The organism is Streptomyces sp. NPDC002156 (assembly GCF_053593675.1).
Genome location: NZ_JBSFDA010000001.1, coordinates 269,229 through 284,629, shown reverse-complemented (window position 1 = coordinate 284,629; position 15,401 = coordinate 269,229). Strand labels below are relative to the sequence as shown.

The 15,401-nt window shown below is 70.2% G+C and carries 13 protein-coding genes; 9 read left to right on the top strand and 4 right to left on the bottom strand.

The window, feature by feature from the left end; translation table 11 throughout:
• Positions 1–13 precede the first annotated feature (13 nt).
• The gene (locus ACWCRB_RS01235) at positions 14–760 is read left to right on the top strand and encodes an EthD domain-containing protein (protein ID WP_450994009.1); all 747 of its coding nucleotides are present in this window, start codon (positions 14–16) and stop codon (positions 758–760) included.
• A 190-nt stretch (positions 761–950) separates the two neighbouring features.
• Complete coding sequence (locus tag ACWCRB_RS01230; RefSeq protein ID WP_450994008.1) at positions 951–4,640, top strand: family 78 glycoside hydrolase catalytic domain; 3,690 nt, start codon at positions 951–953, stop codon at positions 4,638–4,640.
• An 82-nt stretch (positions 4,641–4,722) separates the two neighbouring features.
• On the opposite strand, the gene ACWCRB_RS01225 is transcribed toward ACWCRB_RS01230, so the two are convergent.
• The 4 genes from ACWCRB_RS01225 to ACWCRB_RS01210 form a co-directional block, all read right to left on the bottom strand.
• A complete protein-coding gene (locus tag ACWCRB_RS01225; RefSeq protein ID WP_450994007.1) occupies positions 4,723–5,517 on the bottom strand; it encodes a maleylpyruvate isomerase family mycothiol-dependent enzyme in 795 nt (264 codons plus the stop codon).
• 104 nt (positions 5,518–5,621) lie between these two features.
• Entirely contained in the window at positions 5,622–6,554 is a 933-nt protein-coding gene (locus ACWCRB_RS01220) for an NADP-dependent oxidoreductase (protein WP_450994006.1), read from the bottom strand.
• Between the two features lie 64 nt (positions 6,555–6,618).
• Positions 6,619–7,566 carry an NADP-dependent oxidoreductase gene (locus tag ACWCRB_RS01215; RefSeq protein ID WP_450994005.1) on the bottom strand — a complete coding sequence of 316 codons (948 nt, stop codon included), beginning with the start codon at positions 7,564–7,566 and terminating at the stop codon, positions 6,619–6,621.
• 107 nt (positions 7,567–7,673) lie between these two features.
• Positions 7,674–8,312: a GTP cyclohydrolase II gene (locus tag ACWCRB_RS01210; RefSeq protein ID WP_450994004.1), complete on the bottom strand. Its 639-nt coding sequence runs from the start codon at positions 8,310–8,312 to the stop codon at positions 7,674–7,676.
• A 93-nt stretch (positions 8,313–8,405) separates the two neighbouring features.
• Here ACWCRB_RS01210 and ACWCRB_RS01205 point away from each other — a divergent pair, with 93 nt between their 5' ends.
• The 7 genes from ACWCRB_RS01205 (at position 8,406) to ACWCRB_RS01175 (ending at position 15,393) form a co-directional block, all read left to right on the top strand.
• Positions 8,406–8,945, top strand: coding sequence for a MarR family winged helix-turn-helix transcriptional regulator (locus ACWCRB_RS01205; RefSeq protein ID WP_450994003.1), 540 nt, complete (start codon positions 8,406–8,408; stop codon positions 8,943–8,945).
• Positions 8,946–9,059: 114 nt separating this feature from the next.
• Positions 9,060–9,791 (top strand): TetR family transcriptional regulator, encoded by a 732-nt coding sequence (locus tag ACWCRB_RS01200; protein WP_450994002.1) that lies wholly within the window; start codon positions 9,060–9,062, stop codon positions 9,789–9,791.
• Between the two features lie 80 nt (positions 9,792–9,871).
• Positions 9,872–10,891, top strand: coding sequence for a helix-turn-helix transcriptional regulator (locus tag ACWCRB_RS01195; protein ID WP_450994001.1), 1,020 nt, complete (start codon positions 9,872–9,874; stop codon positions 10,889–10,891).
• A 166-nt stretch (positions 10,892–11,057) separates the two neighbouring features.
• The gene (locus ACWCRB_RS01190; protein ID WP_450994000.1) at positions 11,058–12,092 is read left to right on the top strand and encodes a nuclear transport factor 2 family protein; all 1,035 of its coding nucleotides are present in this window, start codon (positions 11,058–11,060) and stop codon (positions 12,090–12,092) included.
• Positions 12,093–12,222: 130 nt separating this feature from the next.
• Positions 12,223–13,029: an IclR family transcriptional regulator gene (locus ACWCRB_RS01185; RefSeq protein WP_450993999.1), complete on the top strand. Its 807-nt coding sequence runs from the start codon at positions 12,223–12,225 to the stop codon at positions 13,027–13,029.
• A gap of 100 nt (positions 13,030–13,129) precedes the next feature.
• Positions 13,130–14,137, top strand: a complete 1,008-nt coding sequence (locus ACWCRB_RS01180) for a PDR/VanB family oxidoreductase (RefSeq protein ID WP_450993998.1) — start codon at positions 13,130–13,132, stop codon at positions 14,135–14,137.
• A gap of 44 nt (positions 14,138–14,181) precedes the next feature.
• A complete protein-coding gene (locus tag ACWCRB_RS01175) occupies positions 14,182–15,393 on the top strand; it encodes a cytochrome P450 (RefSeq protein WP_450993997.1) in 1,212 nt (403 codons plus the stop codon).
• The last annotated feature ends 8 nt before the right edge of the window (positions 15,394–15,401 follow it).

Here is a 15,401-nt window from a genome sequence, read left to right as displayed (position 1 = left end):
CAGGAGTCTGGAAATGATCAAGTTGGTGGCCGCCGTCAGGCGACGTCCCGGTATGACCCGCACCGAGTACGCCGGGTACATCGAGAAGGTGCACGGCGGGATAGCTCTCGCCAACAGGCTGACCGTGCGCAGGTACGTCCAGAACCACGTCCTCGACGGCGCCTACGGCGCGATCGGGGACGTGGGCTACCAGCTGACACTGCCCAGGGACTCCGTGACCGAGCTGTACTTCGACGATCTCGCGTCCATGGGGCGGACCTTCGCGGACCCGTACGCGCGCGATGTCGTCGGCCCCGACGCAGCCAACTTCAGCGACCAGCCGGCCGCGCTCAGCCTGCTCGTCGAGGAGGAGGGCGAGGCCGAGGCGCCCCGACCCGGGGACGGCACGGTGAAGGTCCTCCACTTTCTGAAGGCCGCCGACGGGCTCGCCCCGGAAGCCTTCCAGAAGGGCCTGCGACGGGCGTACGAGGACGTGCTCGACGACCCGTCCGGGCCCGCCCGGTACCTGCGCGGCCACGAGTGGAACACGGCCCTCCCCGGGGACGGCATGTCCGCGTACTTCGGAAGCGCGTCGGAGCAGCCCGCGTACGAGGCCTACTCCGCCTTGTGGTTCGACGAGGCGGATGCCCTGACGGGCTTCCGCGCCCATCAGCAGGCCTTGGCCGGTCACGCGGAGAAGCACGGCGTGCTCCTCCAGCCCGCACTGTGCTTCTTCCTCCTCACCCGCGAGGTCGTGATCTTCGACGACACCGCAGCATGACCTCGTCAGGCGGGTGCGCGTCGTCCTCGACGAGACCATTGCGCTTCTGCGCAGGTTATTCGTAAGCTTTCCACTTGGAAGGTATTGAAACGTTTCAGATCGTCTGATCGCTCATGGCCGCCCCACGCGCAGCCGCAAGCGACCAGGCGTTTTCGGGGGAGGGACACCCCTGGCGAAAGGAATCTCAGCCGTGGCCGAGGAACACAGAAGTGCGTTGAGCCGCCGACACATGATCGGCATCATGACGGCGGCGGCAGCCGGGGCCTCCCTCCCGCTCGCCGTCGCGCCGACCGCCATGGCGGCGAGCGGGCCGGCCTTCGGGGGGCACGGCCCCGCTCCTGCGAAGCTCCAGGTCAACTCGCGGGTCGAGCCCCTCGGCACGGAGACCGCGCCGACGTTCAGCTGGGTGCCTCCCGTGGCCAGGCAGACGGCGTACGAGGTCCAGGTCGGCACTCGGCCCGGCAAGGCGGACGTCTGGCGCAGTGGCAAGGTGGCGAGCGCCAGCAGCATCGCAGCGACCTACGGGGGTGGCGCGCTGCGGTCCGAACAGTCGTACTTCTGGCAGGTGCGGACCTGGGACGAACAGGGCACCCCCGGTGCCTGGAGCGAGCCCGCGGTGTGGGAGACCGGCCTGCTGAAGGGCGAGAAGGACTGGTCGGGCGCCCGCTGGATCGGGGGACGCGTCGCGCAGGACCACGACTGGCAGGACCTGACCGCGACCGTCGTCTTCCGCGGCGGCACGGACACCGCCGCCGGGCTGTCGCTGCTGCTGCGTGCCGAACCCATCGGCAAGACCTGGGGCGAGGGCCTCAACTGGACCGTCCGGCAGTCCGGCGACGACATGCAGCTGGTGATGAGGACCAGCCACTACGCCGGAAACACCTGGGTGGACGACGGCACCTCCGAGCCGAACTGGGGCGTCGACCACTACGACCCGCAGAGCGAGACCAACCCCACCACCGCGGGCACCCGCAGCGTCCCGGTCGGCACGGTCACCCTCCCCGCCTCGACCGGCCTGACCAAGGACACCTGGGCCACCCGTGACCACACCGTCCGGATAGAGGTCCGCGGCCTCACGGTGACCACCACGGTCAACGGCATCGAGATCGACAGCCGCACGCTCACCGGAGACCAGATCCGCCGCCACGGAAGCTTCGGCTTCGGCGCCACCTCCGCCACCGTGCGCAGCGTCGAGGTGACCGGCACCGGTGCCCCCGACTTCTCCGTCGACCTCACCACGGGAGCCAACCCCTTCGAGGCCGGCATCGGCACCCTCGCGGGCCTGACCTTCCCGCCCAAGAACCCCTTCATCCCCGCCAGGAACAGCGTGCTGCCGATCGCCAACCCGGCCCCGGTACTGCGCCGCGAGTTCTCCCTGCCGCGCGGACGCCGTATCGCCAAGGCCCGCCTGCACCTGAGCGCCGCCGGCAACGTCACCTTCACCGTCAACGGCGACCCGATCACCGTCGACGGCAGGCCGGCAGCCCGGAACCGGACCAACGTGCCCCGGCTGCTCACCGACCAGAGCACCTACGACCGCACGGTCCTGTACGACACCTTCGACGTCACCGAGCTGCTCCGGGCCGGCCGGGAGAACGTCGTCGCCGCCGAACTGGGGCGCGGCTGGTACGGCGTGACCACGCCCCAGGAGTGGTACTGGCAGCTCGCCCCCTACTCGGGCCAGCCCCGCCTGCGCGCGAAGCTCGTCGTGACGTACACCGACGGCTCCGCCACCACCCTCGTCACGGACAAGGACTGGCTCGGCACGGACGGGCCCACGACGTTCGACTCCGTGTACTCGGGCGAGAAGTACGACGCCCGCCGGGCCGACCAGCTGGGCGACTGGCGCTCGGTCGGCTACCGCGCCGGGCGTGAGTGGCGTCCGGCGACCGACCTGATCCCGCCGGGCAGTTGCGCCGGCCCCTCGCCGAAGTATCACGGCGCGCTGCCGGCCACGACGGTCCCCGAGGGCTTCGAGCCGGCCGTCCTGCGGGCCCACGAGGCGGAGCCGGTGCTGGTCAGCCAGACGCTGCGCCCGGTCTCGATCACCGAAACGGCCCCCGGCTCGGGGAGCTGGATCCTGGACTATGGCCAGATCCTGACGGGCTTGGTCCGCCTCCAGCTCACCGGTGTGCGCTCCGACAAGGAGGGCCTCACCCTGCGCGTCCGGGGCGGCAACCGGACCAGCGGCGACGGCACGGCCGGCTCTCCGCTCTCCGTCGAGGAGGAGAACTTCCAGCACGACGCCAACCTCCAGACGCACTACTACACGGTCGGCAGGCGGTCGGCGCAGACCTGGGAGCAGCAGTTCAGCCACTTCGGCTTCCGCTGCCTGGAGGTCGGCAACCTGGAGGCGGTCCTCGGACGAGCCCCCGACCTGATGCGGGACGCGGACGTACTGACCGTCGGCGTCGCCCGCACCGGCTTCGCCCGTACCGGAACCATCACCACGGACAACGCCCTGCTCAACCGCCTCCAGCGCAACCTGGAGTGGTCCGAGCAGAACAACCTCGTCCAGAAGCCCACAGACACGCCGTCACGGGAGAAGAACGGCTGGACCGGCGACGCCATGGCCAGCTCCGAGTCCGAATCCCTCACCTGGGACGTCAACGCCGTCTTCACCAACTACCTGCGCCACTTCCCCGACACCCAGATCTCCACCGGCCAGCTGCCCATGTTCGTCCCCATCGCCAAGGGCGGCTACGGCTACGACCACACCCCCGGCTGGAACGCCACGTGGAAGGCGGTGCCCGCCTGGGACTCGGCGTACTTCGTGATGCCCAGGGAGCTGTACACGTACTACGGCAACAGCAGCCTGTTCGCCGAGCTGTACGACCACCAGGACACGCTCCTGACGTACTACGAGACGCTGTTCACCGCCGAGAACGACTACAAGTTCGAAGCCTCGCTCGGTGCGTACTCCGGCGCCGAGGCCCCCGGCAGCAACGCCGTCATCAGCCTCGCCTTCTACATCCACTTCTGCGACTACATGGACGAGGTGGGACGGAGACTCGGCCACACCGAACGCGCCGCCCACTACGCGCAGTTGGCGCACACCCTGCGCAAGGCGTTCATCGCCAACTACTGGGACGCCGTACAGGGCCACTTCACCCAGGGCAGCATCTCCAGCGAGAACACCCTGGCCATCGCCTTCGACCTGGTCCCCGGCTCGGACCTGAGCCCCGGCGACCCCCGCTACCTGGCTGGCGCGAAGACGGTCGACGAGAACAAGAAGGCCCTCGCGAAGCTCCTCGCCGACCGGATCGCGGCGGCCGACCAGCACATCCAGAACGACATGTACGGCTCGCGCTACGAGTTCAACATCCTCAGCGAGTACGGCTACACGGACATCGCCCTCAAGGCCGTCACCCAGACCGGCCTGCCCGGCTACGTCTACCAGATCGCCAAGGGCGCCACCTCGCTGTGGGAACAGTGGACCGACCGGCTCTCGGTCAACCACCACTACCGCTCCAACGTGGCCACCTGGTTCTACCAGAGCCTGGCCGGCATCAGACCGACCTCAACGGCCTACGAATCACTGCGCATCCGCCCGTACATCCCCGCGGCCGCGGTCAACAGCCTGGTCCCGAAGGACACGCAGGACACCGACCTGTCGCCCGCGACCCTCGGCCACGTCAGCGCGTCGATCGACACCGTGCGCGGCAAGGTGTCCTCGGAGTGGCGCCGCCGCCCGGACGGCAGAATCGACTTGGCGGTCACCGTCCCGTACAACACCGAGGCCGAGATCTGGGTTCCCACCCAGGGCAAGTCCGTCACCGCTCCCCGAGGCGTCGCCTTCGTGCGCGACGACACCTCCGGAGGCGCCGCCTACAAGGTCTACCGGGCTCGGGCGGGGGCGTACCGCTTCAACGCCCGCTGACCTGACCGGGTGAACCACCGCACCGTGCCGAGGTGTTGTCTTCGGCACGGTGCGATGTGCGATCTCCGAGGCAAGCCGCCGGCTAGAAACCGGGGAAGATCCGTCGCAGGTCGTCGAGGGTGAGGGAGGCGCTCGTCAGAGACACCTCGCTCGGAGTGTGCTCGGGCGCGTGGCGGCCGGTGGTGAGGCGCAGCCACCACTCGGCCGGTGCGGTCAGGACGGCGTCGGGCCGCTCCGGCTCGTCGGTGAGCGCGATCGCGTTCCCCACCTCCAGCCCGAAGGCGCGCTCGGGCGCGGTGGTGCGGACGGCTATGCGGACCGGGCGGGCGGCCAGGGCGTCGGCCTTGCCGAGGAAGTTCAGGAACGGGCCGGCCTGGTCGAGGAGCAGTCCGGTCACCTCGGGGAGCAGGGGCGCCTTGTGATCGAAGGCGACCTCCACGTCCCAGGTGTGGTGGGCGAACTCGGTGAGCCGTATGCCGGCCACCGTGGCGACATCGGCCGCCACGGGCAGGAAACCGAGGTCGACCTTCAGTTCCTCGCGCGTCTGTGCGTCGAGGCCCTCATAGCGGCTGACCAGCGCCTCGTTGGCCGTCACGAAGCCTTCGGCCCGCTCGACGGGTGACAGGTCGTCCCAGCGCGCCCACACGGATTTGTTGAAGTTCTCGTCGGGTGTGCCGGTGGCGTTCAGCGCGCCCTCCAGGACTGCCAGGCTTATCTCGGCGCCACTGCCCAGATGGCTGAGCACCTGGGACACGTCCCACCCCGACGCCCCGGAGGGCCGGGAGAGGTCGGCGGAGGCGAGGCCGTGCACCACGGCCGTCAGATAGTCGTGTCCGCCGCGCAGGGCGTCGATGGTCTGGTCGGCACGGTCGGTCATGTGCGTTTCTCCGTAGAGGTATGAGGAAGGGAGATACAAAGGGAAAGGAAGCGTGGACGTGACGGAGGGGGCGACTGCACCCGCGCGTTCGCCCGTGGCCTCGGTCAGGGGATCAGGACGATCTTGCCGTGGGTGTGTCCCTGCTCCAGCTCCGCGAAGGCGTCGGCCACGCGGTCGAGCGGGTACGTCGCGGCGACCGGAGGCTCGACGGCACCCGAGGCGACCAGGCCGACCAGTTCCACCAGGATCTCGCGTGCGGTCGCGTTGTGGCGGCCGTCGGTCCTGGCGCCGAGCTGCGCCGCACGTTCCATGGCGACGGTCGTCTGGATGCGGTCCGGCTTGATGCCGAGATCGACGGCGAGGTCGAGGTACTCCGGCCCGTAGAGGTCGATGAACGCGTCGATTCCGCCCGGTCCCGCCGCCTGCTCAAGCCGCTCGAGAAGGCCGTCCCCGTACGGCACCGGGACGACGCCGTGCTTCTGTAGCCACCAGGAATTGGCCGACGAGGCGATGCCGAGCACGCGCACGCCCCGGCCGGTGAGCATCTGCACGAGGAACGAACCGACCCCGCCCGCGGCGGCGGACACAGCGACCGTCTCCCCGGGCTGGGGAGCGACTGCGCGCAGTGCGGCGTAGGCCGTGGCGCCGGCCATGTGCAGGGAGCCCGCCACCTCCCAGCTCACCTGAGGCGGTTTGGCCACCAAGTGGATTGCCGGGACAGCCACATGCGTCGCCTGTGCGGCGCCACTCGGCGACCAGCCCAGCACCTCGTCGCCGACGGCCAACCCGTCGGTCCCGGCACCGACGGCCGTGACGACTCCGGCGAGGTCGCTGCCCTGGCCGGACGGGAAGTCCACCGGGAACAGATCCCGGATGACCCCGGAGCGGATCATCGCGTCGAAGGGGTTGATGCCGGCGGCACGGACCTCGACGACGACTTCCCCGGGCCCTGCCTCGGGCATCGGGACATCGGTGACGTACAGCTCGTCACGATCGCCGTACTGGTCGAAGCGCACGACCTGCGCTGTTCGGTTCATGTCTGCTCCGTAGGGTGTCGGGTCGGCCATGGGAAGGCCGGGTGCGGTGATGTGTTCTTGCACGTCAGGGGACGATGACGGTCTTTCCGGTGGCATGGCCGGCACGTGCCTCGGCGATGGCGGCGGGGGCGTCGGCGAGCGCGACCTCCGCGTCGATACGGACGCGCAGCTCGCCGGAGGCGGCGAGTTCGGCGAGTGTCGTCAGCGTCTCGGCGGTGGGGCGGTTGCCGAGGTTGACGCCGAGGATGTCGCGGGCGGCCAGGGTGTCCGGATCGGTGGCGTAGTTGGTGCTGACCAGGGTGGAGCCGGCGCGGAGCAGACCGGCCATCGGGCTGATGTCGCCGCCGGCCGGGGTGACGAGGTCGACGACGGCGTTGATGCCCTCGGGGTACGCGGCGGCCACTTGCTCATGGGTGGGTGCCAGGGTGAAGTCGATGACGGTGTCGGCGCCGAGATCGCGCAGGTGGTCGGCCAGATCAGCGGTTCCGGTGGCCAGGACGTGGGCCCCGGCCCGGGCGGCGAACTGGATGGCCGACTGGCCCACGCCGCCGCCGGCGCCGTTGATCAGAAGGGTGTGTCCGGCGGCGAGTCGCGCGGCCTGGACGGCCTGGTAGGCGGTCACGCTCGCGGTGGGAAGGGCGGCGGCGAGCGTGAAGGAGAGGCCGTCGGGGATGAGGGCGATGTCGCTGTCCTGCTCGGCGAGGGTGTACTCGGCGTAGGAGCCCTGGCCGTGGATCAGGCGCATGAACTGTCCGTAGACACGGTGCCCGGGGCGGAAGCGGGTGACGCCCGTCCCCGTCCTCTCGACCACGCCCGCCGCGTCCGAGCCCATGACCAGGGGGAAGGAGTGCGCCACGGAGTCCCTGAGGGCGCCGTCCGTGACCTTCCAGTCGAAGGGGTTCACTCCGGCGGCGTGGACGCGGACCAGGATCTCGCCGACGCCGGGCTCGGGAGTGGGCAGGTCGACGAGCTCGGGCCGGGCTCCGAAATCGGTGACGACGACGGCTTTCATGCTGATGCCTTTCTCGGCCGGTGGGTGGTCGCGCTGTCAGCGCTTCGGGTGGGGAGCCGGCGAGGCAGCGGCTGTGGACCAGGTCCCCGACGGCCCGTTTGCGAGGGTCAGCCGACCAGGCTCGGCACCGGCGCGAGGGCGATGGTGTGGTGGGTGTGCTGGACCTTGGCACGCAGGTAGCGCAGATTGCTGGGTGTGGTGTGCACACCCGTGGGGACGGTCCGGGCGACCGAGAGGCCGAGGTCGCGGAGCTGATGCGCCTTGTCGGGGTTGTTGGTGAGCAGGTTCAGCTCGGTGATGCCGAGGGCGGTGAGCATCTGGGCGGCGGCCGTGTAGTCGCGGGCGTCCTCGGGCAGGCCGAGGGCCAGGTTCGCCTCGTAGGTGTCCAGGCCCTGGTCCTGCAGGGCGTAGGCGTCGAGCTTGTTGTACAGGCCGATGCCGCGGCCTTCCTGGCGGAGGTAGAGCAGGACGCCTCCGGTGGCGGCGATGCGCTCGGTGGCCTCGCGCAGCTGAGGTCCGCAGTCGCAGCGGGCGGAGCCGAAGACGTCACCGGTGAGGCATTCGGAGTGCAGACGCACCAGCGGGGCGGCAGCGGCGCTCGGGTCTCCCAGGACCAGGGCGATGTGCTCGGCGCCGTCGGCCAGGCCGTTGAACGTGATCACCTCGGCGGTCACGTGGTAACCGTCCGAGAAGCTCAGCGGTACACGGACCCGGGTGCGGACGGTGGCGGCGGTGCTGGTGGTCATGGCGTCTCCCGTGGCGTCAGTTGATTCAAATTTGAACGCTTGCTATTGACGATAGGATGGAGTTCCAATTTGAACAACCTGGAGGGGTGTGACGTGGGCCATACGCGATGGCTGAATGAGGAGGAGAAGCGTGCCTGGACGGCCTTCACCACCGCGCACGCGCTGCTGTACCGACGGCTCGAGCAGCGGCTCAAGCGCGATTTCGGCCTGTCCGGCCTGCAGTACGAGATCCTCGCCCGGCTCAGCGGGGCCCCGGACCGGGAACTGCGGATGGCCGAACTGGCCTCCGCCCTGGTCAACTCCAAGAGCGGGCTGACCTACCAGATCGGGCAGATGGAGAAGGCCGGGCTGGTGCGCCGTCGGACCTGTCCGAGTGACGAGCGCGCGGTCTACGCCGTACTCACCGACGAGGGCATGGCTCTGCTGGAACGGGCGGCGCCCGGCCATGTGGACATGGTCAGGGAACTGCTCATCGATGTGCTCACGCCCGACCAGGTGCGGGCACTCGCCGACGGCCTCGGCGAAGCGAGTCGCCGCATGACCGCCGGACCCGGCGAAGCGAGCCCTCCCGTGGCCGACGGGACCGCATGCTTGGGCTCCGGCTCCGAAGTCGGTGCCGACCTCGGCGCGTGAGGGGCCGTCGCCCGGCGCGCAGCCGGGCGGTCGGTGCCCGTCCGCGCCGGCGCCGGCCCGCGGCGTACCGCCATGGACCGCGACCGTACTGCGCTGCCGGGAGCGGTCGGCTCCGTGGCTGGCGAGCTGGGTCTGGAAGACGGCGCGGTCCGTGAGGGGCGATGTGCCGACCGGGTCGTGGAACACGCCGTCCTCGGCGAACGCCTTCGCCCAGGAATCGGCGTCACCCTCCGGTGTTCATCGCGATGCGCCGACAGGCTGGAGTCGGGCCTTCCGGCCGCTGCGTCGCCCGCGGCGGCTGACCAGATACGCGGCGAGGGCGAGGAGCGCCGAAAGGGCGCCCGTGTCGCCGCCCTGGCCAAGGCCAACAAGCGCGCGATCTACGACTACTTCGGCGACAAGAACAAGCTCTTCGCCGTCGTCCTCGAACGCGCACTCGCGGACCTCGCCGAGGCCGTACCGCCCAGCGACGACCTGCCCGGCTATGCCGAGCGCCTCTTCGACTACCACCGCGCCCACCCCGAGGCCCTGCGTCTGGTGATGTGGGAGGCCCTGGGGATCGGTGAGCAGCCCGTCCCGGCGGAAGAGGCCCGCACCCGCCACTACCAGGACAAGATCGATGCCGCGGCATCCGGTGGTCAGGGCGGCGACGCAAGCACGCGCGTGTTCTTCACCCTCGCCCTGGCCGGCTGGAGCATCGCCATGCCCCAACTGCGGCGCATGGTTCTCGGCCCCGACTACGGCCTCGACGACCTCCGCGTGGACATCGCCCAAGCCGTACGGGCCCTGCCGGACGGGAGCGACCCGCCGGCAGCGGGCAGGCCTTCCGGGCGGGAGCAGCCGTAGGCCCGGATACGGCAGGGGCGGCGCACGCGGGCATGTGAAGGATCCGTGAGCGACGGTCCCGGGCCCGGGATGATGTGTCCATGGATTCGCAGGAGTTGGACCCGGTCGGCCCGAACGGCGCCCTCGCGATGCCGGGTTCGGGGGACGGGGATGTGCCGCAGGCGGCGAGGTGGAAGCCGGTGCGGTTCCCCCGGCGGTCGGGCAACCCTCGTGACCTGCCGGTGCGCAGCCTTCCGGAGGGTGGGCCCTCCCTCGATGTGGTGAGGATCCGATCGGGGGTGCCCGACGACGAGACCGGCTGTCGGCTGGAGCAGCGACAGGACTTCCACACCCTGTACTGGATCCGGTCCGGCGCCGGTCGTCAGGTTGTTGACGGGACGCCGCTGGAGGTGGGCTCCTCGACGCTGACGCTCGTCGGCCGTGGCCAGGTGTACCGGTACGACGACATGAACGACATCGACGGCGCGATCATCAGCTTCGGCGACGACCTGCTGTACGAGGGGCCCACAGCGCAGGTGAACCCGGTGTGGCTCGTCGGGCGCTACGGGACGCAGTCGGTGAGCGTGCCGGTCGAGGACGCGCCGCGGATGGACCTGTTGGTCGACGTCCTGACGGCCGAAGCACAGCGCCCGCAGGACGCGTCGAGCGTGGAGGTCCAGCGGCACCTGCTGCTCACGCTGCTGTTGCTGGCCCAGCGCTACTACGAGGATGCCCGCGCCGACGGGGTGATGAGCGAAGGCGGTGACGTGCGGCTGCACCGCCGCTTCGTGGCACTGCTGGAGCGGGACTTCGCACACCACCACGACGTCGACCACTACGCGGAGGCGTTGGGCGTGCCGGCGCCGCTGCTGGCCCATGCGCTGTCCAGCAGCACCGGCCGCCCGACGAAGACGCTGATCACGGACCGGGTCATGCTTGAGGCGTCGCGACTGCTGCGGTTCACCGACCTCCAGATCGGCGAGATCGCATCCCGGGTCGGCCTCCGAAACCAGTTCTACTTCTCGCGTGCCTTCAAGCAGCGGTACGGCGAGTCACCGCGGGCTTATCGCACGCGTGTCCGCGACGGCGTCCCGTCTGCGGGTGCCGGTGCCACGTCCTGATCCGCGCCGTCCCGAAAGGTGCATGGATCCAGCGGATTCCGTCATGGCGTGATCCACTCCGGCTGGCGAGGCTACATACGTGGTCTCGCCGGCCGGGTGGACGCGTATGGCGCAGCACTCGGGCGAGGTCACTCGACTTGGTTTCCCGAGTGAACCGGAGAAGGACATGGAATCGTTGAACCGGCGGACTCTGCTCGGTGCGGCGGCGGCCGCTGTACCGCTGGCCGCGGCCCCCGGACTGGCGTCGGCGTCGCCCGGGCTGTCGCAACCGGCACGGTCCGGAAGGTCTCCTCACCCGGAGGTCCTTCCTGACGTGCTGGAGACCAGCCACGCCTCAAGAGAGGCAGCGGCGCTGTTCCACGCCTACTACACCGCCAAGTCCCGGTATGACATCGATGCCTTCATCGACTTCTTCAACCCGGGGCAGATGGCCTACTTCGACTCGCCGCTCCACATCGGCGGCGTGTTCCCCACCCGTGACGCGTTCCGTGACCAGGTCATGGGCCCGACGCTGGAGGGGTGGTCGAAAACCGGCGGGAAGTCGTACCCGCTGCGCGTCATCGGTGACGCCACCAGCGCCATCGTCTTCTTCCGTAACACCCCGGAGCTGTTCGGCAACGAAGTCCGCATCATCTCCTCCTTCACCCTTGAGCACGGCAAGATCGTCCGGGTGGTCGACTACTGGGACGGGCGACGCAACGACAAGGCCCTGGCGAACCGCCCTCCGAACACCCAGAACCCCCGAAGCCTCGGCACGGAGATCGTGCGGGAGAGCGCCGGCCCGGTCATCAGGACGTTCGCCCGCCGGCTGGGCTCGGCTCTGGCAGCCGGTGACGTCGACAGCGCCACGGCACTGTTCTCGGACGACGCCCTCTTCGAGGACATGACCACGCGGACGACCATCGTCGGACGACCGGCGATCGGCCGCTATCTGACCCGGGCGCTGTCCAGGCTCCCCTACGGGCCGGGCTCCGAAGTGCTCCACGTCGTCGGCAGCGACCAGGGCGGTGGCTACGAGTGGGTCACCGACAACGTTGCCGTGCCCAACGGGGTCACCGCCCTGCAGCTCGACCGGGTCGGTGACTACATTCATCCCGACGTCCGGACGCCCAGGATCACCAGGCTGACCACCGTCTGGGACGCTTCGTTGGTCGAAGACTCCACGATCCGGTCCCTGGCTGCCCTGTCGATCGAGCCGTAGACCATCCGGTGGTGGGCCGGAACTCCTTGGACGTCGTCGGGTTTCTGGCCCGCCACCGAGTCGAACGCGGCCGTTTCGGCAGGACGAACCGTGGGCTTGACGTACCCGGAAGGCATCCGATGATGGCGAGGTGAGGACACAGAACGGCGAGTCGGTCCTGGCGAGGGTCGTACGGATCTTCGAGGCGTTCACGCCGGAGGAGCAGGCCCTGACCGTCTCGGAGATCTCCCGCCGTACGGGGCTGCACGTGGCGACCGCGTCGCGGCTGGTGGCCGAGCTGGTCTCGTACGGGTTCCTGACCCGGGAGGCCGACCGCCGGGTCCGGATCGGTATGCGCATGTGGGAGCTGGCCACCCGGGCCTCGCCCACCCTGTCGCTGCGCGACGCGGCCATGCCGTTCATGGAGGGCGTCCACGACGTTGTCGGCCACCACGTCCAGCTCGGTGTGCTGGACGGCGACGAGGTGTTGTTCCTGGAGCGGCTGACGGCACCGGGCGCGGTCGTCAATTACACCCGCATCGCGGGCCGCCTTCCGTTGCATGCCTCGTCGAGCGGCCTGGTTCTCCTCGCCCATGGCCCAGCCGACCTGCGCCGACGGCTACTCGACGCACCTCTGCGCTGCTACACCCCGAACACTCCCGCCACCGCCACGCAGCTGCGGGCCGTCTTGGCCGAGGTTCGCCGGCAGGGATACGCGTACTGCCCCGGCTATGTGCACCCGGACGCCCTGGGGATCGCCGCGCCGGTGCGCGATGCGCGCGGTGAGGTGGTGGCCGCGCTGTCGGTGATCGTCCCCAACGAGGCCGGGGCCACGTCTGTCGCGCCGGTGGTGCGGACCGCGGCTCGCGGGATCTCCCGTGCGCTGGGAGCCCCGGACGCCTCGCGACAGCGCCGGGATCCGGGTGACTCACGTGACGGCAGTGCAACGGCCGTATGACGAGCAGCGGAAGCTCGTCTCTCACTGATTGAGAATGCCGTCGCGAGCGTCCGTCGTGGCCGCGCATCCTGCGTGCAACCCAACGACGGGAGGCGACAACGTGGTCGGAACCAGCGTGGTTGCGGACGCCGGATCAGGCGTCGGCGCAGGACGGTCGACGCCGAGGAACGCGGCGACTCTGACGGTCTCCGCGAAGGAGGACATCGCCGAGGGAGTCGTGTCACTCACCCTCGCCCACCCGGACGGCACCCGGCTGCCGGACTGGACGCCCGGCTCCCACATCGACCTGGTACTGCCGGACGGGACTGTCCGGCAGTACTCCCTGTGCGGGGACCGATGGGACCCGCGCACCTACCGGATCGCCGTGCTCCGGGAGCCCGCGGGCCGGGGCGGATCCGCTCATGTGCACGACCGGCTGCGCCCGGGGGACCGGGTGGGGGTCGGCGGCCCGCGCAACCACTTCCCCCTCGCACCGTCGGAGAAGTACCTCTTCATCGCGGGCGGCATCGGCATCACCCCGATCCTGCCCATGGTCCGCCAGGCCGAACTCCTCGGCGTGGACTGGCAGTTGCTGTACGGCGGGCGTACGCGGTCGTCCATGGCCTTCCAATCCGAGCTGACGGCCACCTACGGCGATCGGATACACGTCGTCCCGCAGGACGAACTCGGCCTGCTGGACCTGGCGGCCTGGCTGGGCACGCCCCGACCCGGCACCACGGTGTACTGCTGCGGCCCTGCCCCGCTGCTCGCCGCCGTGGAAACGGCCTGCGCCGCCTGGCCGCCGTACGCCCTGCGTACCGAACGCTTCACCGCCGCCGCGCAGACCGCGCCGGTGCGGGACACGGCCTTCGAGGTCGAACTGCGCCGCACCGGACGAACCGTCATCGTCACCCCGGACGTCTCGGTGCTGGAGGCTGTGCGCCGCGCCGGAGCGGACGTGCTGTCCTCCTGCGAGCAGGGCACCTGCGGAACGTGCCTGACGCCGGTGCTGGAGGGACAGCCGGACCACCGGGACTCGGTGCTGGCCGACCACGAACGTGTGGCGAACGACTGCATGTTCCCCTGCGTGTCCCGCTCCTGCGGTGACCGTCTCGTCCTGGACCTCTGAGACCGGCCTCCCACCTCTCCTCACCCCTTCTCCAAGGAGCCGCCATGACCGAGGCACTGGAGCGTGCCGTCGTGCCGCCCGTCAGTGACGCCGACCCGTTCGCCCACGAAGCACTCCTCGACCCCGAACCGCTGCACCAGGCCCTGCGCGAGGCCGGTCCGGTCGTGTACCTCTCGCGCTACGACGTCCACGCACTGGCCCGCTACGAGCAGGTGCACGCCGCCCTCGTGGACTGGCAGCACTTCGAATCCGGCTCGGGCGTGGGCCTGGCCAACTTCCGGCACGAGAAGCCATGGCGTCCGCCGAGCCTGCTGCTGGAGGCCGACCCGCCCCTGCACGACGCCCCGCGCCGGGTGCTGCGCGAGATCCTCGCCCCACCCGCGCTGCGCCGACTGCGGACGACCTGGGCCGCTACCGCCGAGGAACTCGTCGACCAGGTCCTGGCCGACGGAACCGAGTTCGACGGGTTCACCGCGCTCGCCGAGGCGTTCCCGTTGCGGGCCTTCCCGGACGCGGTGGGCCTCGGCCCCGATGGACGGGACAACCTGCTGCCCTACGGAAACATGGCCTTCAACGCTTTCGGTCCGCGCAATGACCTCGTCGCGGCGGACGCCCACCGGGTGGGCGAGCTGTCCGCCTGGGTGAACGCCCAGTGCGCACGGGAGGCGCTGACCGAGGACGGCTTCGGGGCCGCCATCTGGGCCGCCGCCGACCGTGGCGATCTGACGTACGAGCAGGCGCCGTTGGTGGTGCGTTCGCTGCTCACCGCCGGTGTCGACACCACCGTGCACGGTCTGGCGGCCTGTCTGTACGCCCTCGCCACCCACCCCGAGGAGTGGCAACGGCTGCGGGAGCGGCCGGAGTCGGTGCGGGCCGTGTTCGACGAGGCGGTGCGCTGGCTGTCGCCGGTGCAGACCTTCTTCCGTACCGCGACCACCGACGTCACCATCGCCGGCACGGTCGTCCCCAAGGACACGAAGATCCTCATGTTCCTCGGCGCGGCCAACCGCGACCCCGAGCGCTGGCACGACCCCGACCGCTTCGACCTCACCCGTGACCCCTCCGGCCATGTCGGCTTCGGCATGGGCCTCCACCAGTGCATCGGCCAGCACGTGGCCCGCCTGGAGGCCGAGGCACTGCTCACCGCCCTGGCCCGCCGTGTCGAACGGCTCGAACTCGCCGGCACACCCCACCGCCACCCCAACAACACCCTGCGCTCGTGGGCGTCCCTGCCCCTGCGCGTCCAGACCGTCTGATCAGGAGG

Bases quoted from the DNA above. Each gene is read 5' to 3' on its own strand.
- ACWCRB_RS01190 (WP_450994000.1), top strand. From the start codon at position 11,058: ATGGAATCGTTGAACCGGCGGACTCTGCTCGGTGCGGCGGCGGCCGCT.
- ACWCRB_RS01210 (WP_450994004.1), bottom strand. From the start codon at position 8,312: ATGACCACCAGCACCGCCGCCACCGTCCGCACCCGGGTCCGTGTACCG.
- ACWCRB_RS01175 (WP_450993997.1), top strand. From the start codon at position 14,182: ATGACCGAGGCACTGGAGCGTGCCGTCGTGCCGCCCGTCAGTGACGCC.
- ACWCRB_RS01195 (WP_450994001.1), top strand. From the start codon at position 9,872: ATGGATTCGCAGGAGTTGGACCCGGTCGGCCCGAACGGCGCCCTCGCG.
- ACWCRB_RS01225 (WP_450994007.1), bottom strand. From the start codon at position 5,517: ATGACCGACCGTGCCGACCAGACCATCGACGCCCTGCGCGGCGGACAC.
- ACWCRB_RS01220 (WP_450994006.1), bottom strand. From the start codon at position 6,554: ATGAACCGAACAGCGCAGGTCGTGCGCTTCGACCAGTACGGCGATCGT.
- ACWCRB_RS01215 (WP_450994005.1), bottom strand. From the start codon at position 7,566: ATGAAAGCCGTCGTCGTCACCGATTTCGGAGCCCGGCCCGAGCTCGTC.
- ACWCRB_RS01235 (WP_450994009.1), top strand. From the start codon at position 14: ATGATCAAGTTGGTGGCCGCCGTCAGGCGACGTCCCGGTATGACCCGC.